Here is a 23,819-nt window from a genome sequence, read left to right on the forward strand (position 1 = left end):
TGCCTCCCAGGGGGAGGGCCAGCATTACTTCATCTACGCTCTCAGATCTCAGCCTTAGGCGACTGATTAGGGCATATTCTCTATAGTGTATTTGTAGCGCTGTTTCTCCAACTCAAGCTGGAGTTGCCGTTTCTCTTCTTGAAGTAAGTTTTCTTGACCTTTGAGTTTTTGGATGGCGCGACTGGTGTAGTAAATGTTATTGGTCAAATATATTTTGGGGGTCAAGAGCACCAAAGAGAGTATCAAGCCCATCACACTCAAGAATAACCACGCCACAGAGATACCCTGTCTTTCTGTGGCCTCCTCGCTAAAAAGCGCGTCTCTCTCCTTTGCGCTGGTGCGCAAACGGCGCTCTTCTAAATGCTCTTCTTCTATAGCAAGTGTGTGTGACATATTCAACCTTGAAAATGAAAAATGCGCATTTTAGCACTCCGCGACCGGGGATTTTGCTGTAACTCCAACATGCTTGGAGTGATAGGTTTCTTGGTGAGGCATTGCCCATAAGACTTAGCGAATTCTTTAAAAGCATGTTTGACCTGTCTATCTTCCAGAGAATGGAAAGAGATAATAGTCAATAAGGCGTGTTTTAAATTTTTGGCGTAATTTAAAAGCGCGCGCAAGTTGCCCATTTCATCATTGACCTCCATGCGGATGGCTTGAAACACTAGGGTTGCAGGGTGGTGTTTATGGCGCTTGAGGTGTGTACTCAAAAAACTTGCCAAGTCTTTGGCATCTTGAAATACGCGTTGGTGTCGCCTTTGAACAATGAGAGAGGCAATTTTTTTAGCACCTCGCACTTCCCCCCTCTCTAGCACACGCTCTAACTCATAAAGGCTGTAACGATTGACCACTTTATACGCATCTAGGGACGCATCAATGTCCATGCGCATATCCAAGGTGGAGGAATCAAAACCAAAGCCTCTTGTGCTGGTATCTAGTTGCAAAGAGCTTACCCCCAAGTCCGCTAATACCCCATCACAACGCTCCCATATTCCCTCTTGGACTAGCTGAGAAACGACATCTTGGTAAGTGCCATGGTAGTAAGTAAAACGGGGCATATAGGTTTCCAGTCGTTGCTTGGCCAAGGTACTGGCCTCTCTGTCGCGATCAATCCCAATAATGCGTAGATGGGGATAGGCTTGCAATAACGCTAGAGCATGTCCACCCAAACCCAAAGTGCAATCGATCAAAATAGGGTTTTGAATGTAAGAGAGAGGTGTGTAAGCCTCGATCACTTCTTGAAGTAAAACACTTTGATGCATGCAGTCCTTTACTTTGGTGGCATGGGCATAAGCCGAGTTCTGTCGTGGGTGGTTATTTATCTAGGATGGGTTTTGCAACCCACCTCATGCGAAGTGCTACGCTTAAGACTCTACCACGCACTTCTTGCTACGGATTGGGTTTACCTAGCCAGCCCCAATTGCTTGGGGTGCGGTGGGCTCTTACCCCGCCTTTTCACCCTTACTCTAGTCGAGCGGTTTATTTCTGTGGCACTTTCCCTTAGCTTACGCTAGCCATTCGTTAAATGGAATCCCGTCTTATGTAGCTCGGACTTTCCTCTCTAAAAAACTTTTAGAGCAACCACCGCCCATGCGGGCGCGATTCTAACTAAAATTAGCTTAATCTACTCGTTAATAGAGATTTAATAGCTATATTGGTTTTGAGTTTAGATTTCCAAATTAATCCAGGGGTGTTTCTGGCTTTAAGATGGTCTTCTCCACTTGTGCCTTTTCGGGCTAATTTTAAGCCCATATACAGAGAATTTAAGGCAGAATGCCTGCGCAGAGTTGGCTGTGGTGTGTTTTTTATCCCTTGCTGCCCGGGCTGGTATGATTGTCTTGGGTGTGTCTATTTCTAATCAAATTCAACCCTAGCACACGGGGGGTTGGTTGAATATCCCTTATTCTGAGGTTTTTTAATGCGGAGTGCGTTATCTTGTGCTTTAATGTTGTGGGGAACTGTTACGACAGGAGGGGTTGCGGCCAGCTTTGCCTACGATTTGAAATTTGTAAGCTTTACCTATAATTTGGCTGGAGAAAACAACCCCTACTGGAATAGTGTGCTCAATATGAAAAATCGCCTCATGCCCGAGATTGGAGTCCAATTTAGCAAGAGTCAATCGCTTATGTTTGGTGGGTGGTTTATCCAGAATCTCCACACACATTATAGTTATTTCCCCTATTCTTGGGGAGTTACGATGTATTATAGCGCGGTGGGAAAAAATTTTAGGGCTTATGTGGGGATCATCCCTAGAACTTACTCTATCTCTTCCTATCCCCTGGCCGCCTTTAAAAAACTCTTTTGGTTTAAAGACCCTACAGCTAGGGGGGCAATGTTGCAATACAAACCTCCTTATGACCCTAATCGCTGGTGGAATGGGTGGGGAGAATTCATCATCGATTGGTATGGGGGGCGTAACTGGAATAATGGTCCGGCTAATAAAAACTATGACATGAATCAAATGCTCTACTTTGGTTCCACAGAGTGGTCGTTTTTAAAGGGCTATCTTGGCTTTGGAGGTAGGGTTGTGGCTTTCCATAATACCAGCTCTTATAGCATGGGTAGCAAATATCCCTTTGATGGGCATTCTTATATGAATCAAAACGATGAAACCCCACTCTGGCCCAATGGCTATCCCTATTTTAGCGGAGAATCTCAGGGGGGTGTGCCGGGGAAATATGCTAACCCCACCGTGCTCGATCGCATTTATTACCAAGCTTATATCAAAACAGATCTAAAACAACTCATGCCTTACATGGATAAGATTTATTTTCAATTTGGCACGATGTCTGAACAGGAGCATTATTGTGTGCGCTCAGGAGTGAAGTGTGGTCCTAGCCAGTGGTATAATAGTTTGGGTGGGCAGTTTGACTTTGTGGCGCAATACAAGGGCTTTGGATTTTATGAAAAATACTACTTTTCCGACAAGCCTCAGATGAAATTTTATGCCACCTATGGACGCGCGCTCTACACCGGTCTACCCTGGTACCATGCTCCCAATTTCCAACGGCTTGCACTTTATTATGTCTATAAAAATAGATTCATCAGCTTGCGTGCGGACGCATTTTTTAACTTCATGGGTGGGGGCGATGGGCACAGCCTGAATGGCACGGGGGGTAAGTGGTACACTACCTTTCAGCAATTCGTGACCCTTTCTATTGATACAAGGGAGCTCGTGGACTTTGTGCGTAGCCACCACCACTAGGTGCGCTCCAAGAAAGTCTGTAGGCGTTCTAAAACTTGATCTCCCAAGACAAATAGCGCTTCCTTAAGGTCAATTCCCCCCTTTTTTCCCAAGAGCGCAACGCGCAAGACTGGCATGAAAGTCCCGGGTTTGAGCGCATGTGCTGCTAAAAAGGTGTGCAAGAGAGTTTGGACATTCTCTAAGCTGTCTAACGATGCTTCTTTCAAATCGTGCATAAAGGCTTTTAGTAGGGTTCTAGCCTCAGGGTTTTTAAGGGGTTCATAAGCAGTTGGGGGGTCTAACACCTCATGCACCCCTAAACTCAAACTTTGAAGTGTGGCGCACCGCTCTTTGAGTGCACTTAATAAAATGTCTTTCTGGACGGGTTTTAAACGACCAAAGCTAGGGGGCATATCAAAATCAACTAAGAGAGTTTGCAGGGTGTCGTTGGAGATGGTTTTGAGGTAGTGGGCATTGAGCCAGTCTAATTTATGAGGGCTAAAGCAACTGGGCGCGCTATTGAGCTCTTTAGGACTGAAGTGTTGCAGCAATTCCTCTAAGCTAAAAATCTCCTGATCACCATAGCTCCAACCCAAGCGCACCAAGAAGTTGAGCAAAGCCTCTTTAAGATAACCTAAATTCTTATAATCCATCACCCCCATCGCTCCATCGCGCTTACTCAGCTTGCGCCCTTGCTCGTTTAAAATCATGGGGACATGGTAAAAATTAGGCAATCCAAAGCCTAGTGCTTGATAGATGAGGATTTGTTTAGGGGTGTTGCTCAGGTGATCGTCTCCGCGAATAATATCGGTAATTCCCATCAGTGCGTCATCAACACTCACCACAAAATTATAAGTAGGTGTGCCATCTGCGCGTGCGATGATAAAATCATCTAATTCTTTGGCCTGTACCACTACCGCGCCCTTAACTCCATCTTCAAAGGCAATTTCTCCTTCTAAAGGGACTTTAAGGCGCACCACGGGGGTAACCCCTTGTGGGGGCGTGCCTTTAAAATCTCTGTAACGGCGATCGTAACGGGGGGTTTCTCCTCGTACGCGCTGGGATTCTCTTAAAGCTTCTAACTCTTCTTTACTCATGTAGCAGCGATATGCCTTGTCCGCCTCTAAGAGTTGTTGGATATAGCTTTGATATAGTTTTAAGCGTTGGGATTGGTAGAGAATTTCGCTATCAAAATCTAAGCCCACCCACTCAAAGGCCTGTAAAATCGCTTCCGTGGCTTCTTGGCTATTGCGTGCTAAATCTGTGTCCTCAATGCGCAAGTAAAATTTTCCCCCCGCTCCTTTGGCATAGAGATAATTAAAAAGAGCTGTTCTCAATCCCCCGATATGTAAGTGCCCTGTGGGCGAAGGTGCAAAACGCGTCACAACCATGCTCAATCCTTTAAGCGCAAAAGTCCTAAAATACGCATTCTAATACAAGCTAACTTAAAAGGGTGCGCATGCTCTGTGTCCTAGATATTGAAACCGTGCCAGATATTGAGCTCATTAGTCGCGATTTAGACCCCGATTGGGCACTAAGCCCATTGGACCTTTGCACCAAGGCGTTTGCCATGCAAAAAGCCAAGAGTGGGAGCGAGTTTTTACCTCTATATTGGCATAAAGTGGTGTCCATTGCTGCCGTGTTAGCCGATGCGCAGGGGCATTTTATCAAAGTGGGCAATTTTGGCAGACAAGAAGGGCAAAAGGAGGACGAAAAGCACTTAGTCGCGGATTTTCTAAGCTTTTTTAATCACAAAAAACCCATGTTAGTCAGCTTTAATGGGCGTAACTTTGACTTGCCTGTGTTGATGCTCAAAGCTCTAGCCTATAACCTGGACGCACGCACCTTTTACAGCCAAGAAAATAAGTGGGAGAATTACCGCTACCGCTACAACGAAGCATTCCACATAGACTTACTCGATAGCCTCTCTCATTTTAACACCCAAGCGAGACTTAAGCTCGATGGGGTATGCGCTATGGCGGGCTTACCGGGCAAATTTGACCTGAGTGGAGGACATGTGCACGAAATTTATTATGGCCAAGAGAGTGATCGTTTGGATCGCATCGATAACTATTGTCAGGGAGATGTGCTCAACACCTATTGGCTGTATTTAAAATACATTCTCTCCAAAGGCATGCTAGCCAAAGAACACTACCTCAATATTCTTGTGGACTTTAAAAACAAACTCCCCCAAGATAAACCTTACAGCGCCGTTTTTGCGCAAGCACTGGAGCGTGAAGTTCAGGCAGAAATGCAGGATTGACACGATGCAAAGCAGTGCGTCAGTCCTGATTGGCTATCATGCCTATACTTCGCATCGAGGTTAGCTGTGGATTTTTATCAGACTCTCTTGCAGTTTTTCATGGATCCTACGCAGGTGCTTTTAAGCAATGTGGGAGATGAGATTTTAGAGAGTTTAAAACTCCCGTTTTTGGGCAATGCTCTAGTGAGTTTAGCGCTAATGGCGTGGGGATATCAGCGCGTGCGTTTGGGAGATATGTTTAGCTCCAAGACACTCTTTTCTCTAGCGGGCTTTGCAGGCTTCTTTACACTGTTTAACTACGCTTGGAAACATTCTCAGGACTTCTATACGAAGCTCAAAATCCTTGTGTTTTATGGTTCAGATGTCTTAATGGGTATCGTTCGCTCAAGTTTGCAAAATTCTAGCTTAGGGCTCGAAAATCTATCTTTAGATTTTGCCTTCCTTACTAACCAAGCCTTCCACACCTTGGGCTTACTCCTTCAGACAATGGATGCATCTACTCTGCAAGTGCATGAAATGCTTGTTCTAGGCGTGCTACTCTCCCAAGGAGCTCTGCTCACCTTATTGCTCGCTTTAGCTCTGATGGTTGCCATTGAAATCTATCTTTGGTTGGCTTTAGGCATCTTGGTATTACCCTTAGGCTTTTTTGCCAACACACGACCAATGCTCTGGCTCTACTTAAAAAAGTGCGTTGCCCTGAGTTTCTACCAGCCCATTGTGGTCTTGCTTGCCTGCTATAATGCACGAGTATTACAAACTTTAATCCCCGCGCTCAACACTCCACAAGCCTATGAAACTTATGTGCTGGTCATCATTAGTGCGCTTTTAGAGCTCTTTTTAATCCAACGGGTGCCCCACTTTATTCAGTCTTTGTTTCATACTCAAGGCGGTGTCAAAGACATGGTACATTTGGTGGGCTTAGGTAGGGCGAGCTTCTTGCAAAATGTGCAGACAATCTACCACTCCGGTGTGTCTAACACAGCTCAACACAGCCACGCCACCGCGTACATGCCTCAAGAGATGTCCTTACATGTCCAGACGCTCTCAGACTCCAAGCCTCACATCGATACCACCACTTTTAGGAGCACTAATGGGTCTTAAATGGATGTTCAACTTAGCTTTGCTTCTTAGTCTTGGGGCTTGCACCAGTCAGGTTTACGAAATGCAAAAAAGCCCGTGCGCGCTCATGAGCTCCCAAGTAGAAGTAGCATCATAGAATTGACATATTCTCCATAGCTTCATGCTTGGGCTTTAGCGTGCGAGTGCTCAGGTCTACCTGCGTTTAGCAGGTGGGCTATGGGCGAACACGCAGAAACCTTGTCAGCCCTCTCAGTGTTCTTTGAGCAAAGATCAACTAGAATAGTGGCTATTTTTGAGGACGGCGCAGATGAGATTGAAACCTAACCATATTGGCTACATTGTGCATAAAATTGCCCAAGATTTGGTGCGCTCACCCTTGTTAGAACTTAGAGGCACTTTGGACGAATTGACTCGGATTATCCAGCATGTTTTACAAGAAAATGTCGCGCAGGAGGCGCGCTTGGACGAACAGGCGCGCGAGCTCTTAGAAGATCATTTAGATGAAATTGAATTTATGCGCATTGATGAACGGCATTTATTTTGGATGATTAAAAAAGAGCTTGCCTCTAAAATAGAATTTGTCCTACTGTGGGAAGATCGCTGCAATGCGCTCTCGCATGCGATTTTAGATAATATTTTAGATGCGGATATTGTCATGTTTTCCGTTTCTGAAAATCTAATTCGTAATCTCATCTTTAAATCCATGGATACTTACGCAAAGCTCTACGAGAGCATTGAGCTAGAGGTGGCCGAAAAAATCAAGCATTATAAACGCAAGTTGCCTGTGGGGAGCGATGCGTACGAGTTGGTTTTTGAGCGCATGTATGAGGAAGAATTACGCCGTAAGGGTTTTTTATAGTGGCATCCATCTTATTTGAAAATGGGGTATTCTTAGAAGCGCGGAGTTTTGGAGCGTCAGGTGTGCGTGTGGGCGAAGCGGTCTTTAACACCGCTATGAGTGGTTATGAAGAGATTATTAGCGATCCGAGTTATTATGGGCAGTTTGTGATCTTTAGCACGCCAGAGGTGGGGGTTGTGGGGGTGAATGGACAGGATCGCGAATCGACAAGTTATTGCTCTGGAATCCTGGTACGCCACACCCCTACCCGTTATTCTAATTTTAGAGCGCGAGAGGGTTTAGGAGCGTGGCTACAAAGACAGGGCGTACTAGGGATCTGCGGCGTGGACACGCGCGCACTGGTAGGGATGTTGCGCGATGAGGGTGCAATGCAGGTGGTAATTTCTACCACTTTCATGGAAAAAGATGCACTTGCCAAAATTTTGCGCAATACTCCTCCTCTACGCGAAATGAATGTAATTCCCATGGTTTCCAATAAGGCCACCCCTCCCACACACGGCTCTTATGACTTCAACACTCTAGCATACCGCCCCCTAGCACACACACAACACACTATCGGGGTGTTAGATTTTGGGGTCAAGCAAAGTATTTTAAATCATTTAGGCGCAGTGGGTTTAGGGGTGCGCCTCTATAGGCATGAGAGTCGGGCACACGCCCTCATTGAAGCCTATAAGCGAGGGGAAATTGGGGGGGTTCTACTCTCCAATGGGCCGGGCGACCCGCTCAAACTCAAAAATGAGATTAAGGAAATCCAGGCCCTCATTGAGGCGCGCATTCCTTTGTGTGGGATTTGTTTGGGACATCAACTCCTGAGCCTGGCTTATGGTTATTCCACTTATAAACTCAAATTTGGTCACCATGGGAGCAATCACCCCGTGCTTCACCGCGCCACGGGACGCATAGAGATTAGCGCGCAGAACCACAATTATTGTGTGCCTGAGGACATTGAGCACGTGGCTACTATTACCCATATCAATCTCTTTGATGGTACGATCGAGGGGCTGGCCTATCGCGATCACCCTATTCTCTCTGTGCAACACCATCCTGAGGCTAGCCCTGGACCTGAAGATGGACTCTATATCTTTCAAGAGTTTGCCCGTTTAGTGCGCTCGCCAAACACTGCCCTGCTGCCACAAACTACTTGAGGTCAGACACACAAAGTAGGCCGAGGAGCCGATCGATCAGCGAAAAACCCCTATAACGACACTAGCCCTACTCATAGCCGTCAGGAGACCTGAGTTTTTTTGCGGATTTTGCATGGGGCTCCAACGCCCCCATTTCGTCAGAGCGACAACCACTAGCAACAGAGCTACCAGCGGCGCTCAGAACCGCCCTACAAGTTACTTCCCAAAACGCCCGCCAGTGGTAGGATAACCATAGATCGATCCATCTTTGATTTTCATGTGATCTTCCCATGGCAATTTGTATTTACCAGCGGCCAAGTCTTTAATATAGGTCAAGCCCGCATCAGATTCTCCTCCAGGTTTAGCAACATAACCGCGGTGACCCAAGTTGTAAATATTGTTTTCCAAGCCCCAGCTCAAGCGCGCATTATCGGCCATTTTGGGGTAAATCTCACCTGTGACGATTTCCCAAGGATTGCGATGTCCTTGCACGAGAGTGGTCCCATCGAAATTACAAATCTGCCCTTCTCCAAAATAGTAAAAGACATTGTCATAGCCAGCTAAATTCACGCTCACGGTATACATCAGGTTATGCCATGCATTTGAACGGTTAGTAAGAATCCATTGATCATTAACTTGAGTACTATAACCTGAAATGCGAATGTAAACATTGCATCCCTTGTATGCTGCTTCTCTAGCTAGCTCTGGAATCATGCCATCATGGCAGATACACACAGCCAATTTAGAGCCTCCAGGTCCATCACACACAGGCATGCCTAGATCGCCAGGATACCAAGGTTCGATGGGGTTCCATGGGAAGAGTTTACGATATTTTAGGACAATTTCTCCCTGTGGATTGATGATAATAGCGGTATTGTAAGGATTTTTGTTAGGATCAGGATTTCTTTCCATGACAGAAAACACGCCAAACACACCTGCTTCTTTACACGCTTTGGCATACATCTCGGTTTCTTTGCCAGGCACATCGAGCAAGAACTCCTCGCTTAACCATTTAGCGGTATTCAGTCCTTGCGTGCTGTATTCAGGGAAAATAATGAGCTCTACACCAGGATAACCCGCTTTTGTGGCATGCAAGGTCCTAATAATGCTTTCAATGTTCCTATCAATATCAGCCCGACTATTGACAACGGGGACAGGAAACTGAACCGCCGCAACTAAAAAACCCTCAATGGGTTTACCCATACTTCCAATGCTACCCATAAAAACTCCTATCGTATGAATTTAGCAACTCGCATTGCTAAGAGAGTATTAAAAAACAGTTTGAATGGAAAGTAAATGAGATCAGAGGTCGTTGAGATACTTAATCAGCCTGCGATCACCATTATAGGAAAAGAGCGAGGAGCTCTCTGGTAGACCCTCATTTTTTAAAGTTTCAAAAAGAGAGAATGCGCACGACAGCAGGGTTTCACTTCGCTTACTGTCCACGATAAACCCCATGATATGATGTTATCCCTTCGCGGGGCTTTTTATAGGTTCGAAGGCTGTGCGCTCACCACTGCTTGGGCATGTGCGATCAAGGGTTCGATCACGGGGTCTAAATTGCCCGAGAGCATGATCTCCTCTAGACTATAAAGGGTTAGATTAATGCGGTGATCACTCAAGCGGTTTTGCGGATAGTTATAGGTGCGGATGCGCTCGCTACGATCCCCACTGCCCACCTGCATTTTACGCTCCTCTGAGTGGGCTTGTTGTTGTTCTTCTATTTGCTTTTCATACAAACGGGCTTTTAAAATCTTTAAAGCCTTGTCCTTGTTTTTATGTTGGGATTTTTCATCCTGCATAGAAACACTGATTCCGCTGGGCACATGCGTGATACGCACAGCGGAGTCGGTGGTGTTCACGCACTGCCCGCCATGTCCGCCCGCCCTAAAAACCTCAATGCGTAAATCATTGGGGTTAATATTGATCTCCACATCATCGGCTTCAGGCATGATTGCCACGGTGATGGCTGAGGTGTGGATACGCCCTTGCGATTCGGTCTCTGGCACGCGTTGCACGCGGTGCGTGCCTGCCTCAAATTTGAGGCGCGAATACACCCCCTGCCCTTTGATCAAAGCGATCATCTCCTTATAGCCCCCCACGCTATTCTCGCTGGAGCTCACAATTTCTACTTTCCAGCGTTTTAAATCTGCGTAACGGCAGTAGGCTTTAAAGAGATCGCCCACAAAGATACCTGCCTCGTCGCCTCCCGTGCCCGCACGCAATTCCAAATAGATATTTTTGTTGTCATTAGGGTCTTTGGGGATGAGCAAAATCTTAATGCGCTCCTCTAGGACTTTGCTTTGCTCCTCTAAGAGTTTGAGCTCTTCTTTGGCTAATTCGCCTAGCTCCTTGTCCTCTAATAAGGCTTTGTTTTCTTGGATCGAATCAAGCACACCTAAATACTCTTTTGCTTGTGTGGCAAGCTCTTCTAAGCTAGCTTGTTCTTTACTCAGCTCGGTTAGGCGCTTGACATCGCTTAAGACTTCAGGTTGGGTGAGAGAGAGGGAGAGCGCGTCATAACGCGCCACGACCTCTTTTAGTTTAGCAGATAGCACGATTTAAGCGTTGGCTAGAGCGATCTTCTTCACACTCGCGTTCAAGCGCGACACCTTCCTAGACGCGGTGTTCTTCTTTAAAACACCCTTACTCACGAATTTATGCAATTCTTTATTCGCTACTTTAAGGGTTTCTTGGGCTTTAGGGAGGTCATTATGCGCCACCGCTTCGCGCACCGCCTTCACAATGTTTTTCAAACGGGTTTTATAAAAGCGGTTGCGCTCGGTGCGCTTGAGGGTTTGGCGGATGCGCTTCTCTGCCGATTTGTGGTTAGCCATGCACTTAATCCTTTTATCAAAAATAGTATGTTAGAATTGTAGCTTTATCTTAATTAAAGACAACTAAATTTGGGGCGCGCATGATTTTTGGCACGGATGGGGTCAGGGGCAGGGCGGGCGTAGAGATCACGCCTATGTTTGTGATGCAACTGGGCATCGCCGCGGGGCTCTATTTTCGTAAACAAGCCATCAGCAATAAAATCTTAGTGGGCAAGGACACGCGCCGTAGCGGTTACATGATTGAAAACGCCTTAGTGAGCGCACTCACTTCTGTAGGCTATGATGTGATTCAAATTGGTCCTATGCCAACACCCGCCATTGCCTTTTTAACTGAAAATATGCGCTGTGATGCGGGGGTGATGATTAGTGCCAGTCATAACCCTTTTGAGGACAATGGGATCAAGTTTTTCGATCGCTTTGGCTACAAGCTCCAAAGGGAGAGTGAATTACAGATTGAAAAAATCTTTGCTGATAGTAAGCGCGTGGAGCAGAGTTGCCAGTCTGGACTAGATATTGGGAGTGCTAAACGCATTGATGATGTAATTGGGCGCTACATCGTGCATTTGAAAAATTCCTTCCCTAAACATCTCAATTTGCAGGGCATGCGCGTGGTGATTGACACGGCTAATGGGGCGGGCTACAAGGTTGCTCCTGTGGTCTTTAGTGAGTTGGGTGCAGATGTGATTGTGATCAATGATGAGCCCAATGGGAGCAATATCAACGCGCAATGTGGCGCGCTCTATCCTTTAGAGCTGAGCCAAGAAGTCAAACGCTACCGCGCGGATTTGGGTATTGCCTTAGATGGAGATGCCGATCGGCTAGTGGTTGTGGATAATACCGGCGTGGTAGTGCCCGGGGATAAACTCATTGGCGCGCTCGCCCTTTACAACCACAAGCGCAATGCGTTAAGCAACGCTAGCATTGTAGCCACCACAATGAGCAATCTCTCTTTAGAAGAATATCTCAAGCAGCATCATATCGGGGTGGTGTTTTGCGATGTGGGGGATAAATGCGTGAGCGCAGCAATGCAACAACATAGCTTGAGTTTTGGAGCAGAGCAGAGCGGGCATCTCATCTTTGGGGATTATTCTAAAACCGGAGATGGGATTATGGGCGCACTGCAGGTAGCCGCCATGGTGGTAGAGAGCAAACAGCCCAGTAGCAAGGTTCTCAACCCTTTTAATCTCTACCCTCAAGTACTCGAAAATGTGCGTGTGAAAGAGAAAAAGCCCTTAGATAAATTGCCCGGGTTTGAGCAGAAATTGCAGGCTTTAGAAAAGGCGCATATCCGCCATCTAATTCGCTACTCGGGCACAGAAAATCTCTTGCGCATTCTCTTAGAGGGCAAGGAGCGCACTCTGTTAGAAAATAAAGCTAAGGAGCTCAAAGCCTTTTTACAAGAGCAACTGTTTTGAGTGTTATGCCTTTTAAGCGCGCGTTGTTCTGGCTTGTAGGGGTGGGGTTATTAGCTGTACTGTGCGATCAAGCCATCAAGCAATGGATTTTACAAGGATTTAGAGCAGAGGGACCGGTGATCTCTATCGTGCTTGCTTATAATAAGGGTGTGGCTTTTTCTATGCTGGAGTTTTTAGGACCTTGGCTCAAGTATTTGCAAACCCTTTTAATTGTAGGGATGGCAGTTATGATTTTATCCCAACGCGACCTTTTGATCCAAACTTATCTTGCTTTTGGGTTGATTTTGGGAGGTGGGAGTTCTAATCTGCTGGATCGCTTCGTGCATGGGCATGTGATCGATTATGTCTATTGGCATTATAAATTTGATTTTGCGGTGTTTAATTTAGCCGATGTGCTCATTGATATAGGCGTGGGCTTACTCTTGCTGGATGCACTCAGACAAAAGTTAAGCAAGAACAAAAGCCTTAAGGCAAAAGACCAACACAATTAGGTATAATGGTGGTTTTTAGCAACTCCTAGTAAATTGTGGTCGCGTAGCTCAGTGGTAGAGCACTACCTTGACATGGTAGGGGTCGCTGGTTCAAGTCCAGTCGGGACCACCATTTTTTTGCCGTGTTTTTTTATCTTCATGAACTACCTGCGCGTTAAGCCCACGATTTTAGGGATTGTTTAGCATGTATGCTATGATGCCCACCATCGTAGCGTATTTGCGCTTTCGGTGGACAGAGTCACTTAAGCAATCCCAGTTATCCTCAGCAAGTAGGCATGCCGCATAAGTTTCAAAATTCGGCTAAAATCGCGAGCAATGTATAGGATAGATCACTCAACCCCTTTGCGCACTTTTCTAATGCTCTATCGGAGTGCTCCAAGACGCATTTTCTATGCGTTGGGTTTGGTTTTACTGCTTGGCGTATTTCCCTCCTTAAGTGTGGCAATCACCATTAAGCTGATTAATCTCATCGCCTTCATGCTACAACACCACAACCTAGAATACAAACCCCTGCTCACAATTTTATCCCTGGGAGCTTTGGTTTTATTTGGATCCCATGTGATCTCTCAAGTCTTAGCCCATTTGCAAACCCTGATTGCTGAAGAGTTTTCCATGCATATCTTGAGCAAGCTAGCTGATAAATTAGAGACGACCGATGATCTGAGTTTCTTAGAGGATAAAGAGCGCAGTGTGCAAATCAACATCCTTAAAAATGGCTTGCATGTCCGACCGCTTAACTATGTCAATAACTTATTTTTTAATTTACAACGCCTTATTGGTTTGTTGTCCTTATTTGTGGTGATTGGCTCTATCAATATCTATATACCCTTTGTGATGCTCGTGGCAAGTATCCCTAGCCTCTTGTTTTCTAATCACATCGCTAAGAAACACAGCAAAGAGCTAGATGCCTTACAAGATCAAAAAGAAGCCTTACAAAATTACTTACAGCATGGCCTAGATAGTACTAAAAATAAAGATAATCTTTTGTTTAATTTCATCTCCGCTTTTAAGGCAGATTTCACATTTAAAAAGGTCGAGTATCTCAAATCTTTTACACACATCAACCAACAACAATTAATCCGTAGTTTGTTTTTGAATATCCTAGTGGCTCTATTCAATGCAAGTTTGTTATTTTTGATGATTGTTGTCTTGTTAGTTCAGAGTGTGGGGGTGGGGGCAGTTGCTGGATATATCCAAGCCTTTAACATGGCTAATCAACAATTAGACGATTTAGCTCTCTTTGGAAGGTGGTTTTTTATCCTCAACACCTATTTTGAAAACTATTTTAGACTCTTAGATGCGCAAAATCAGGCGGGAAATAAGCAAGTCTTAGAGGGGGCGATCACGCATATCCGCTTTAAAGATGTGTGCTTTGCTTATCAACATAAACAAGTCTTACATAATCTCAACTGCACCTTTAGCGCGCACAAAATCTACGCGATCGTGGGTAAGAACGCGAGTGGTAAAAGCACACTTATTAAATTATTGATGGGTTTTTATACGCCCAGCTCGGGAGAGATTATCATTAATCATCAGTACTCTCTCAAAGATTTAGACCTCAAGAGTTACCGCCGACAACTGAGTGCTATTTTCCAAGATTTTTCCTTCTATGCGGGCTATAGCCTCGAACATAACCTGTTCATGCAAACCCAGCCTAGCCTAGCCCAGCTAGCATACCAAGAGCGCGCTCTGGCCCTCTTGGAACCCACCAAAAAACTCTTGGCAAAATTTGGGAAAGAGATCTTTGGTGTCCAATACAATGGGCAGGATTTTTCAGGTGGGCAGAAACAAAGCCTAGCCACTCTAAGAGCTTTTTTAAAACTAAGCCCTTGCATTATCTTAGATGAACCCTCTAGCGCGATCGACCCCATCGCCCAAAAAGACTTTTTAGATTTCATCTTTGCCATGCTGGAGGACAAAATGGCAATTCTCATCACCCACCATATCATCAGTGCCAAAAATGCCCATGAAATCCTCGTCTTAGAGGAGGGACGCGTGGTGCAACAGGGCGACTTTGACACTCTGCTGGCTCAACAAGGCTTATTTGCTAAACTATATGCGGAAAGTTTGAGAGGATTGAACACCCTCCCTAAAGAAAAGGTTTTTTAGCTAAAGTGCCCTAACAGGCACCAACATAAATTCACTGACTTTAGAGCTTGGATACGCAGGCTTACCCCTCTTTTTGGAAACTTGCTAATTCTTCTTGCATGATGTCTTGATCATTGAGGCGCAATTGTCCCTCTAAGACAAGCAATGATCAATGATGGCCTTTTGGGAGGCTAGCATCAAAGATGGCTTCAGAAGAAAAAGTGGTGTCCCAAAGACTGATGGGGCTGAAGGTGTGCGCAGGGCCTTTAGCTCCTTGATAATCTCCAGCAATCACCCTTAAATGACCGTATTTTTCTACAATAGACACGCTGGGAATGTCTTTTGCACTGATGGCTTGGTAATTTGGTGGGGTTTTTATGGACTTTAGGGAAGTTGACCCAAAGTTGTACAATTTGAGAACCCTCGGTTTGACTAAACTCTTTGGAATGAAATTCTTCATGTGGAATGCCTGCTCCTGTGCTCATCCACTGCACATCTTTCGCTTTAATCACCCCCCCCGCCTCCATACGAATCGCGATGTGCGACTTCTCCTTGATAGATGATGGTAATAGTTTGAAACCCTCAATATGAATGTGCACCCACACCTCTGGGTTGCCCCAATCGGGGTTCAAAATAGCTGAACATAGAGCTAACATGAAGGCCATCTCCAACCCAATGTTTAGACAGAGCTTTAGAAATTTTTTCGATCCGTATCATCGATACTCCTTATAAAAATTCCCCCTAGTGTTCCACAAAAATATCAAAATTTGGAGTGCTAGACTAACAATAAAAAGCCCATTCCAATCACAAATCCGGTAAAAATCAGTGTGATCACACAATAACCCATGATATCCTTAGCCCCTAAACCAGCGATGGCCAAAGCTGGCAATGCCCAAAAGGGTTGGATCATGTTTGTCCAAGCATCGCCCCAAGCAATAGCCATAGCTGTAACGGCTGGTTTGACCCCCAATTCTAAACCTGCAGGAATCATAATGGGAGCTTGTACTGCCCATTGCCCGCCCCCTGAAGGCACAAAAACATTGATCAATCCTGCGCTCCAAAAGGTGAATAAGGCAAAGGTGTGTGGTGTGGCGATATTGATAAAAAACTCAGAGAGCAAGCCAGCCAAACTCACCCCATTTCCAGCACTCCCCACCATCATTCCCATAATCCCCGCGTAAAAGGGAAATTGAATCAAAATCCCTGCGGCATTTTTGGTTGCCTCATTGATAGCACGAATATAAGCGATGGGGGTTTTATGTAGCAAGAGTCCAGCAAAAAGAAAGATCATATTGAGAATATTTAAACTCAAGCCTCCCCCCCGCACAAAATGCGCCACAATATAGGCAAAACCCAATAGAGCAAGCAAAATGCTTAAAAGTTTGCTTTGCTCTAAATGGCTGGCTAAGGTGGAGGGGCTTTTGATGGGATCAGGGTGTGCATTTTCTAAAAGTTTAGGGTTAACTTCTATAATGTCTTGAGCTTTGGGGTGGATGGAAGCCAACAAAAAAGGCACGCCACAAAAAATAATCCCCACAATCATCAGATTAAAGGGGGCAAAAATCGTAGAAGTAGTGGGGATGCTTGTTTGCAAAATACCCGCTGTACTCTTGCTCAAGGCTTCTCCACCGCTAGCCAGAGTTAAGGGAATCGATCCAGAAAGTCCACCATGCCACACCACAAAGCCTGAATAGGCACTCGCCATTAAGAGGCGGTAATCTATGCCCCGCACCTTCTTGGCGATCTCTTTGGCAAAAATGGCTGAAACAACTAATCCAAACCCCCAGTTGATCAAACTTGCCAACATTCCTAACACGCTCACCAAAACAATAGCACTAAAAGGACTTTTAGGAATTTGGGCTAATTTTTGCAAGCCCCAAGAGATCGCTTTTGCCTGTGCTAGCACTTGCCCTAAAATAAGCACTAAGGCCATTTGCATAGAAAAGGCGAGCAGCTTCCATGCTCCATTGCCCCAATTTTGTACAATCTGCAGGATAGATTGTCCTGTAGCAACCCACACTGCAACAAACACTACAAAAGTTAAAAGGGCTACCAAAACAAAGGAATCGGGCAGCCAGCGCGAGGCTAAAGACACACAAATACGCGTAAAAGCCCTTAACATACTCTACTCCCTTCCACTTTCAAAAATTTATCTCTATTTTAACCCACAAGCCGGTTTGACAATTCTACGCTTTGGATTTAAAACCTATTTTTTTTAATGAGTTGGGTAAAATCGTGTAGATAGCTACAAAGCGCACGGGTAAAGATCGCGCTTTGTAATATTCCCCCCTGTTTAAGACTCTCCGGCAGAAATCCCACTCGTCTTTAGCGGGTGGGATGAATACCACTAATTTGTGGTATAGTATCCCCATACATTCGTATCTAGCGCAGGAAGTGTGCAAAGTTACGCCTTTGGAGATACGATGTGTGAGACCTGTAGGGAATGCGTTGGAGCTCAAACTCTGTAAAATCCCTACTATAGGGCACAGAGTGAAAACCAAACTCTCCCTACGGGCAACATCGGCCAAGGAAGCCCAAATGTCTTTAGCATTTGGGTGCTTCACCAATCCAGTATGTTACACTCGCAACCTCATGTAAGGATGCACACGGACACTTTCAGTATTCATATCATTTCCCTCCAAAATAGCCCGCACCGTGCATATTCTCAAGCAATGGTGGAGAATCCACTCCTCCAGCACACCATACTCTAAACAAAACAACAAATCTTCGTTAAGCTTCCATAACCTTTGTGCTAGTGTGAGATTTTAATGAGGCACTTTTAATCACAAAATACGCGCTGGGGATGATAAAGAGAGTGAGCACTACGCTACTGATCATTCCGCCCAACATGGGCGCGGCGATGGCGTGCATGATCTCAGAGCCTACGCCATGGGAATACATAATAGGGATGAGAGAGACCAAAATACTAAAAAAAGTCATCAATTTGGGGCGCACGCGCTGCACCGCCCCGTGCATGATCGCCTCTCTGAGTCTAGCGCGGGTGTGCTCACCCTCTTTTAAGAAATGTTGATAAGCGTCCTCTAAATAGATAATCATCACAATCGCCGTTTCAGAGGCGACACCCAAGAGGGCTAAAAAGCCCACCAACGCGGCGATACTCAAATTAAGCCCCATGATCTGCATGAACACCAACCCCCCCAAAAAGGCAAAGGGGAGGGTAAGAAAGCAGAGTAAGGAATTAGTAGTATTCTTGAGTGCAAAGACAATGAGAATAAAGATCACAAAGATACTCAAGGGCACGATGTAGCGCAGGGTCGCAAAGGCTTCATCTAAATACTGGCTCTCCCCTGAGAACTCGTAGTAATACCCGCTAGGGAGCTTGAAATTCTCTAAGGCTTTAAGCGCGGCTTGGCGGTAGGTCTCTGAACTCACCCCATTTTTAGGCACAATGTAAATAAAATGCACCCCTAGCCCCTTTTCGCTCTTGAGCACCGCTGGGGCGTTTTCATAGTAAATATTAGCAAAGGTGCGTAGAGGCACAAAACTATAGGGGGTTTTGATATAGAGATTTTCCAAACTCTCGATATTGTTACGCTCTACATCTCTCAAGCGCACGCTAATAGGGTAACTCTCCACTCCATCTAAGAGCGTGCTGATGGTAGAACCTCCCATGCCAAAATTCACCATGTCTAGCACATTCTGCTTAGTGATATTATACTCAGCAAGCTTTTCAGGGCGCAGATCCACATTGAGATAATAGCCATTATTAGACTTCTCTGCAAAGACAGAGAGCGACTCGGGGAGATTTTTGAGTTGTTGCTCCATGCTAATGGCTAGGTTTTGCAAGAGGGCGGGGTCTTTGCCATAGAGTTTAATGCCTAAGGGGGTGCGAATCCCGGTTAAGAGCATGTCAATGCGCCCGCGAATGGGGTAGGTCCAAGAATTGACTAAGCCTTTCACCTGCAGGGCGTGCTCAAGCTTTTCTCTAAGTTGTTTGTAGGTGATTTGCTCCTTCCACTCTGACTTAGGCTTGAGCTCAATATAGGTTTCTAGCATGGAGAGTGCGGCCGGATCGGTGCTGGTATTTGCCCGCCCGGCTTTGCCAAAGACCTGCTTGACCTCATCTAGGCTTTTGATAATGGCGTTAGTTTTTTCTAAATATGTTTTAGCCGTGTCAATGCCTACCGCATTCGTGGTTACAGGCATATACATCACCACACCCTCATTGATGGCCGGGATAAACTCCCAGTTGAGCTTTTTATAGGCAAAATAAAGTCCTCCTAAACCTAGCACGCTTAGGGCTAAAAAGAGAAATCTAAAGCGCAACACAAAGGAGAGACAAGCCCCATAAATAGCAATAAAAAACGCATTGATGGGATTTTTAGACTCCTCGCGGATTTTGCCCTTGATTAAAAAGATCATCAAAATAGGCACGATGCTAATAGAGAGCAGTGCCCCAATCAACATCGCAAAGGTTTTTGTGTAGGCAAGCGGAGAAAAAAGCCGCTCTTCTTGTCCGGTGAGGTTAAAAATGGGCAAGAAAGACACCACGATAATCATCAGGGCAAAGAAGATCGCCGGTCCGACTTGTTGCACGCCCTTAATGATCGCGCTTTGGCGCGCGCGCTCATCTTGCATATTGGTGTGTTGCAAATACTTATGCGCGTTTTCTACCATTACAATCGCCGCATCCACCATCGCCCCAATGGCAATAGCAATCCCCCCCAAACTCATAATACTCGCCTCGATATTGAAAAAGTGCATCAGCAAAAAACTCAAGCACACGCATAAGGGCAGAGTGATGATCACCACTAGCGCGCTTCGTAGGTGCAATAAGAATAACGCGATGATGACTAAAACGATGACACTCTCTTCTATGAGCGTGTGGATGAGATTAGCCACGCCCTTTTCAATGAGTTCGCTGCGATCATAGACGGGCACGATCTGCACATCCGGGTTACTCTCTTGCAAAGTGGCGATCTTTTCTTTAATGCGCCCTAAAATGCTATAGGTGTCGGCATGGTAGCGCACCATCACCACCCCGCCCACCACTTCGTCCGTGCCATTGAGATTTGCCACTGAGCGGCGTGGCTTGGGGGTTAAGTTGAGTGTAGCGATGTCTTTGAGTTTAATGGGAGTGAGATTGGGGGTTTTGAGCACAATCTCCCCCAAATCTTTTAAGCTCTTGGTATAGCCTTGCGCGTGGATGATCTTCTCAAAGCCATTTTCTAAGATCACCCCCCCGCCCATGTCCGCGTTGGATTTTTTAATGGCTTGCACCACATCGGCGACACTTAGATCGTATTTGATCAATGCGTCATTATTCAGCGTAACCTCGTAGTTTTTCTCAAAACCCCCAATGCTGGCGACCTCACTCACCCCATCCACCCCCAACAAGGCGTAGCGAAAATAAAAATCTTGCAAGGTCTTCAGCTCGGCTAGATTCTTAGTTTTACTTTTGAGCGCGTACTGATACGCCCAGCCAATGGAAGTGGCATCGCTACCCATCTCTACCTTGACCTCAGAAGGCAGGCGCACGCGTGCCATCTGCTCAGACACGCGATCGCGCGCAAAGTATAAATCTACCTTATCTTTAAAGATGATGTAAATCAAGCCCGTTTCATAGCTAGAAATCCCACGCACGGTTTCAATATCAGCAATCCCCATAAAATTAGATACCAGCGGATAAACTGCCTGTTCTTGCACCACTTGGGGGCTTTGGTTGGGGTAACTCACCTGCACGACTACCTGCGTGGGGGAGAGATCGGGCAGGGCATCTAGGCGGGTGTTCTTGATCGCCCATAAAGAGAGCAAAAAGAGCAACAACACCGCTAAGATGACAATGAGCTTATTTTTTAAACTCCATGAAATGATCGTATTGATCATCACTCATCCCCATTATTGATCGCATCGGCATCTAAGATAAAGAGCGCGTTTTTAGCCACCTCATCGCCTTGAGAGAGCCCCTCTAAGATGGTGTAACTCCCATCGCTATTGCGCTTGACCTTGACCTCTGTGAGTTCAAACTCTCCATCCTCTTTTTTAAAGACGATGGTTTTATCATTTTTGACCAATACCGCCTCTTTGGGCAAGACTAGACCTTTTTGGGCTTTTTGATACAAAGTTACCTTAGCAAACATGTTAGGAAAAAAGAGATGTTGCGGATTAGCCAGCACAAAGCGCACTTGCAACATTTTGGTTTGGGGGTTGATGAGTGGGTTGATATTATCTAGTTGCAGGCTAAAATCCCCCTTGATGCCCTCTATGTGCGCGCGTGCGCTGTCCATATGGCGCACGAAGTCTAAATCCTCTTGATTGACTTGAGCAACTACATAGAGCGCGCTCAAATCTATAATTTCATAGAGAGTTGCCCCACTTTTGACAAAGCCACCCTCTTGGATATTCTTAGCAAAGATCATCCCATTAAACTGGGAGCGCATGGGAATGCGGTTGTGGATTTTTTTATCTTTGATAATATTGGCGATTTCTCCCTCTCCCACCCCCAGTAAGCGTAATTTTTCTTTAATCTCTTCGACCTGTCGGTTGAAATGCATGGCTGAGAGCAATTCGCTTTGCACCCCTATGAGTGCGGGCGCATACACACTAAAGAGTTTCTGCCCTGCCTTGATGGGCTTATAAGTTTGATTGGCATAGAGTTTTTCAATATAGCCATCAAAGCGTAGAGTGTAGGTGTAACTCTTTTGTTCGTCCGCCTGCAGACTAGCATAATATTGTCTAAAGGGGGCGATCTCTTTAAGGGTCACCTTAATAGTGTCCTGTGCCCCCCATAACATGCCAAGTAGAGCTACACATAATCCAATAACTCTCATGGAAGTCCTTTTAAATTTTCTAAAGCCAAATAGGTCGTATTGAGCTCACTTAGGGTGTCGATCTTAGAGAGCTTGATATTGATCTCATCGTTAAAGGCGTTGTAATAGGTGTTGTAATCCCCGCTAGCAGAGATCAAATTCTTTTCATAGATATGCACAATGCGCCCGCTTGCCTTTAAAATGGTCTCAATGCTGGAGAGATTTTTTTGAAGTTGCGCCATTTTTTTAAACAACTTCTTAGCGCGGTGGCGCACTTGGTTAATAGTGTTGTCAATATTATTCAGCGCGACTAAGTGCTCTTGTTTGCGCTGTTGCAGGGTGTTACTCTGTTTGCCATAAATGGGTAGGGGAATAGCTACCCCAATGGTAAACATGTCAAAAATGCGCTTCCTAAAGAGATAGTTTGCTGTAACATTGATGTCTTCTAAGAAACTCTTTTTGGCTAAAGTGATGTTTTTGCGCGCTTGAGCGTCTTGCAAGCGGGCGATTTTGATGTCGTAATTGCTTGCCATAATATTTTGCAATTCTTGCGTGTTGTTTAAAGCCATGCTCTGGGGTGCTAGAGAGAGTAGATCGCTTTGGCTAAAAGTGAGTTCGCTGATATTGATCTTATTGTCTTCTAGTGCGTCTTGTAAATCGTTTTGTTTGATCTCTAGCTGGGATTTAAGCACTTCAATTTTGGCAATAGCGATTAAATCCGGGTTGCTCGCATGTTGGGCGTTGTAGAGTAGGTTCTCTAGGTTATTTAAGGCTTCTTTTAATAGGGCTAGTTTTTGGGTGTTCTTATAGACCTGGATCGCGTTGGTGAGCACGCCAATAGCGATATCTTGCTTGAGTTTTTGCAGTTCAAAAAGCTTTTTTTGGCGTTCTAAATCTAGCACTTGGGCTTGGGTGTGCCTCTTAGCATTCACATCAAATTTTTGGCTCAAACCAACACTAATACTTTGCATGAAGCTAGAATCGAGGATAAAGAAATTGAACACATCGGCGTTGTTATAGCCCACATACAAAATCGGATTATCCCAGCGCGCGCTGGCTTTAGCTTGGGCGCGCAGGCTCTCAATTTGGGCTTGCAGACTGGCGATTTTAGCGTTTTTGTGCAAAAATTTGTTGTAAATGCTGGGCAAGTCTAGGCGTTTGTTTGGCAGGGGCGCGCTCACACTCACAGACTCTAGGCTAGTTTCTGAGTGCCACGCCTTTAGCCCCCCCAACATAAAAAGCACCCCCCAGATCAAAGCCCTTAACTTCATAGATCGATACTGCCCTTGCCTTTGTAGAGTTTGCCCTCTTTAGTTTTAATGTCTACTCTAATTTGCCAAGTACCCCCCATAGGTAGATTGACCTTGACATCATAAACCCCATCTTTTTCTTTCACTTGGGCATTTTCGTGCATGGCAGGCATACCGGGCATTTCAGGCATGCTAAATTTCACCTTGACATGCGCGCCTTTGAGGGGTTTACCCTTGAGAGTGGGACTTAAAGTAAAATGGTTATCACCACTCACGGGCTTTTGATCGGATTTTAAAAGGGTGTCTACCTCTTTAGCCTTGATCTTTAAATCCCATGCTTGTAAACTCCCCAAACTCAAGGCGCACGCTAACGCCAACACATGCCATTTTTTCATCTAAACTCCTTACAAAATAAGATGGCGTTATGATAGTGTGTTTCTGTGGATCATTTGTGGAAA

Annotated in this window: 21 protein-coding genes, 1 tRNA gene and 1 other RNA gene; 9 read left to right on the forward strand and 14 right to left on the reverse strand. The window is 45.5% G+C overall.

Annotated features, from left to right (window positions below; genetic code table 11):
• Positions 1-66 precede the first annotated feature (66 nt).
• The 3 genes from KCO92_RS02395 to rnpB form a co-directional block, all read right to left on the reverse strand.
• A complete protein-coding gene (locus KCO92_RS02395; protein ID WP_104695558.1) occupies positions 67-393 on the reverse strand; it encodes a hypothetical protein in 327 nt (108 codons plus the stop codon).
• A 2-nt stretch (positions 394-395) separates the two neighbouring features.
• Positions 396-1,262: a 16S rRNA (cytosine(1402)-N(4))-methyltransferase RsmH gene (rsmH, locus tag KCO92_RS02400; protein WP_104695559.1), complete on the reverse strand. Its 867-nt coding sequence runs from the start codon at positions 1,260-1,262 to the stop codon at positions 396-398.
• Between the two features lie 13 nt (positions 1,263-1,275).
• Positions 1,276-1,596: RNase P RNA component class A (rnpB, locus tag KCO92_RS02405), an RNA gene on the reverse strand.
• Positions 1,597-1,918: 322 nt separating this feature from the next.
• On the opposite strand from rnpB, the gene KCO92_RS02410 reads away from it, so the two are divergent.
• Positions 1,919-3,205, forward strand: coding sequence for a hypothetical protein (locus KCO92_RS02410; RefSeq protein ID WP_104695560.1), 1,287 nt, complete (start codon positions 1,919-1,921; stop codon positions 3,203-3,205).
• Here KCO92_RS02410 and gltX read toward each other — a convergent pair.
• Positions 3,202-4,575 (reverse strand): glutamate--tRNA ligase, encoded by a 1,374-nt coding sequence (gene gltX / locus KCO92_RS02415; RefSeq protein WP_104695561.1) that lies wholly within the window; start codon positions 4,573-4,575, stop codon positions 3,202-3,204. The genes KCO92_RS02410 and gltX overlap by 4 nt on opposite strands.
• Positions 4,576-4,643: 68 nt before the next feature.
• Here gltX and KCO92_RS02420 point away from each other — a divergent pair, with 68 nt between their 5' ends.
• From KCO92_RS02420 to carA, 4 genes are all read left to right on the forward strand, one after another.
• Positions 4,644-5,447 carry a 3'-5' exonuclease gene (locus tag KCO92_RS02420; RefSeq protein ID WP_104695562.1) on the forward strand — a complete coding sequence of 268 codons (804 nt, stop codon included), beginning with the start codon at positions 4,644-4,646 and terminating at the stop codon, positions 5,445-5,447.
• A 66-nt stretch (positions 5,448-5,513) separates the two neighbouring features.
• Positions 5,514-6,548, forward strand: a complete 1,035-nt coding sequence (locus KCO92_RS02425; RefSeq protein ID WP_233710463.1) for a type IV secretion system protein — start codon at positions 5,514-5,516, stop codon at positions 6,546-6,548.
• A 286-nt stretch (positions 6,549-6,834) separates the two neighbouring features.
• Complete coding sequence (locus KCO92_RS02430; protein ID WP_104695564.1) at positions 6,835-7,386, forward strand: DUF507 family protein; 552 nt, start codon at positions 6,835-6,837, stop codon at positions 7,384-7,386.
• Positions 7,386-8,531, forward strand: a complete 1,146-nt coding sequence (carA, locus tag KCO92_RS02435) for a glutamine-hydrolyzing carbamoyl-phosphate synthase small subunit (RefSeq protein ID WP_104695565.1) — start codon at positions 7,386-7,388, stop codon at positions 8,529-8,531. The genes KCO92_RS02430 and carA overlap by 1 nt, the downstream gene beginning before the upstream one ends.
• 195 nt (positions 8,532-8,726) lie before the next feature.
• Here the strand turns inward: carA and KCO92_RS02440 are convergent, their stop codons facing one another.
• The 3 genes from KCO92_RS02440 to rpsT form a co-directional block, all read right to left on the reverse strand.
• Entirely contained in the window at positions 8,727-9,731 is a 1,005-nt protein-coding gene (locus KCO92_RS02440) for a formamidase (protein WP_104695566.1), read from the reverse strand.
• A 266-nt stretch (positions 9,732-9,997) separates the two neighbouring features.
• Complete coding sequence (gene prfA, locus KCO92_RS02445) at positions 9,998-11,068, reverse strand: peptide chain release factor 1 (RefSeq protein WP_104695567.1); 1,071 nt, start codon at positions 11,066-11,068, stop codon at positions 9,998-10,000.
• A 3-nt stretch (positions 11,069-11,071) separates the two neighbouring features.
• A complete protein-coding gene (rpsT, locus tag KCO92_RS02450; protein ID WP_104695568.1) occupies positions 11,072-11,347 on the reverse strand; it encodes a 30S ribosomal protein S20 in 276 nt (91 codons plus the stop codon).
• 80 nt (positions 11,348-11,427) lie between these two features.
• Between rpsT and glmM the strand changes: the two genes are divergently transcribed.
• From glmM to KCO92_RS02470, 4 genes are all read left to right on the forward strand, one after another.
• Positions 11,428-12,762 (forward strand): phosphoglucosamine mutase, encoded by a 1,335-nt coding sequence (glmM, locus tag KCO92_RS02455; protein ID WP_104695569.1) that lies wholly within the window; start codon positions 11,428-11,430, stop codon positions 12,760-12,762.
• A 5-nt stretch (positions 12,763-12,767) separates the two neighbouring features.
• Positions 12,768-13,253, forward strand: a complete 486-nt coding sequence (gene lspA, locus KCO92_RS02460; RefSeq protein WP_104695586.1) for a signal peptidase II — start codon at positions 12,768-12,770, stop codon at positions 13,251-13,253.
• Between the two features lie 37 nt (positions 13,254-13,290).
• Positions 13,291-13,365: transfer RNA gene (locus tag KCO92_RS02465), tRNA-Val, on the forward strand.
• 203 nt (positions 13,366-13,568) lie between these two features.
• Positions 13,569-15,362, forward strand: coding sequence for an ATP-binding cassette domain-containing protein (locus tag KCO92_RS02470; RefSeq protein ID WP_199766170.1), 1,794 nt, complete (start codon positions 13,569-13,571; stop codon positions 15,360-15,362).
• A gap of 245 nt (positions 15,363-15,607) precedes the next feature.
• Here the strand turns inward: KCO92_RS02470 and KCO92_RS02475 are convergent, their stop codons facing one another.
• The 7 genes from KCO92_RS02475 to KCO92_RS02505 form a co-directional block, all read right to left on the reverse strand.
• Positions 15,608-16,006, reverse strand: a complete 399-nt coding sequence (locus KCO92_RS02475) for a pirin family protein (RefSeq protein ID WP_104695570.1) — start codon at positions 16,004-16,006, stop codon at positions 15,608-15,610.
• Between the two features lie 110 nt (positions 16,007-16,116).
• Complete coding sequence (locus KCO92_RS02480) at positions 16,117-17,463, reverse strand: short-chain fatty acid transporter (protein ID WP_104695571.1); 1,347 nt, start codon at positions 17,461-17,463, stop codon at positions 16,117-16,119.
• Between the two features lie 64 nt (positions 17,464-17,527).
• Positions 17,528-17,905 carry a hypothetical protein gene (locus KCO92_RS02485; protein WP_210647445.1) on the reverse strand — a complete coding sequence of 126 codons (378 nt, stop codon included), beginning with the start codon at positions 17,903-17,905 and terminating at the stop codon, positions 17,528-17,530.
• A 166-nt stretch (positions 17,906-18,071) separates the two neighbouring features.
• Complete coding sequence (locus tag KCO92_RS02490) at positions 18,072-21,188, reverse strand: efflux RND transporter permease subunit (protein WP_104695573.1); 3,117 nt, start codon at positions 21,186-21,188, stop codon at positions 18,072-18,074.
• Positions 21,188-22,132, reverse strand: coding sequence for an efflux RND transporter periplasmic adaptor subunit (locus KCO92_RS02495; RefSeq protein ID WP_104695574.1), 945 nt, complete (start codon positions 22,130-22,132; stop codon positions 21,188-21,190). The genes KCO92_RS02490 and KCO92_RS02495 overlap by 1 nt, the downstream gene beginning before the upstream one ends.
• The gene (gene crdB, locus KCO92_RS02500) at positions 22,129-23,382 is read right to left on the reverse strand and encodes a copper resistance outer membrane protein CrdB (RefSeq protein ID WP_199766171.1); all 1,254 of its coding nucleotides are present in this window, start codon (positions 23,380-23,382) and stop codon (positions 22,129-22,131) included. The genes KCO92_RS02495 and crdB overlap by 4 nt, the downstream gene beginning before the upstream one ends.
• Complete coding sequence (locus KCO92_RS02505) at positions 23,379-23,756, reverse strand: FixH family protein (RefSeq protein ID WP_104695575.1); 378 nt, start codon at positions 23,754-23,756, stop codon at positions 23,379-23,381. Before KCO92_RS02505 ends, crdB begins: the two co-directional genes overlap by 4 nt.
• Positions 23,757-23,819 lie beyond the last annotated feature (63 nt).

Source organism: Helicobacter salomonis (assembly GCF_017979425.1).
Classification (GTDB): Bacteria; Campylobacterota; Campylobacteria; order Campylobacterales; family Helicobacteraceae; genus Helicobacter; species Helicobacter salomonis.

Coding starts and splice junctions, on each gene's coding strand:
- KCO92_RS02475 (WP_104695570.1), bottom strand. CDS start 16,006: ATGGCCTTCATGTTAGCTCTATGTTCAGCTATTTTGAACCCCGATTGG.
- lspA (WP_104695586.1), top strand. CDS start 12,768: ATGCCTTTTAAGCGCGCGTTGTTCTGGCTTGTAGGGGTGGGGTTATTA.
- KCO92_RS02440 (WP_104695566.1), bottom strand. CDS start 9,731: ATGGGTAGCATTGGAAGTATGGGTAAACCCATTGAGGGTTTTTTAGTT.
- rsmH (WP_104695559.1), bottom strand. CDS start 1,262: ATGCATCAAAGTGTTTTACTTCAAGAAGTGATCGAGGCTTACACACCT.
- KCO92_RS02470 (WP_199766170.1), top strand. CDS start 13,569: ATGTATAGGATAGATCACTCAACCCCTTTGCGCACTTTTCTAATGCTC.
- KCO92_RS02505 (WP_104695575.1), bottom strand. CDS start 23,756: ATGAAAAAATGGCATGTGTTGGCGTTAGCGTGCGCCTTGAGTTTGGGG.
- rpsT (WP_104695568.1), bottom strand. CDS start 11,347: ATGGCTAACCACAAATCGGCAGAGAAGCGCATCCGCCAAACCCTCAAG.
- KCO92_RS02430 (WP_104695564.1), top strand. CDS start 6,835: ATGAGATTGAAACCTAACCATATTGGCTACATTGTGCATAAAATTGCC.
- KCO92_RS02490 (WP_104695573.1), bottom strand. CDS start 21,188: ATGATCAATACGATCATTTCATGGAGTTTAAAAAATAAGCTCATTGTC.
- KCO92_RS02410 (WP_104695560.1), top strand. CDS start 1,919: ATGCGGAGTGCGTTATCTTGTGCTTTAATGTTGTGGGGAACTGTTACG.
- KCO92_RS02480 (WP_104695571.1), bottom strand. CDS start 17,463: ATGTTAAGGGCTTTTACGCGTATTTGTGTGTCTTTAGCCTCGCGCTGG.
- crdB (WP_199766171.1), bottom strand. CDS start 23,382: ATGAAGTTAAGGGCTTTGATCTGGGGGGTGCTTTTTATGTTGGGGGGG.
- KCO92_RS02420 (WP_104695562.1), top strand. CDS start 4,644: ATGCTCTGTGTCCTAGATATTGAAACCGTGCCAGATATTGAGCTCATT.
- gltX (WP_104695561.1), bottom strand. CDS start 4,575: ATGGTTGTGACGCGTTTTGCACCTTCGCCCACAGGGCACTTACATATC.
- glmM (WP_104695569.1), top strand. CDS start 11,428: ATGATTTTTGGCACGGATGGGGTCAGGGGCAGGGCGGGCGTAGAGATC.
- KCO92_RS02495 (WP_104695574.1), bottom strand. CDS start 22,132: ATGAGAGTTATTGGATTATGTGTAGCTCTACTTGGCATGTTATGGGGG.
- KCO92_RS02395 (WP_104695558.1), bottom strand. CDS start 393: ATGTCACACACACTTGCTATAGAAGAAGAGCATTTAGAAGAGCGCCGT.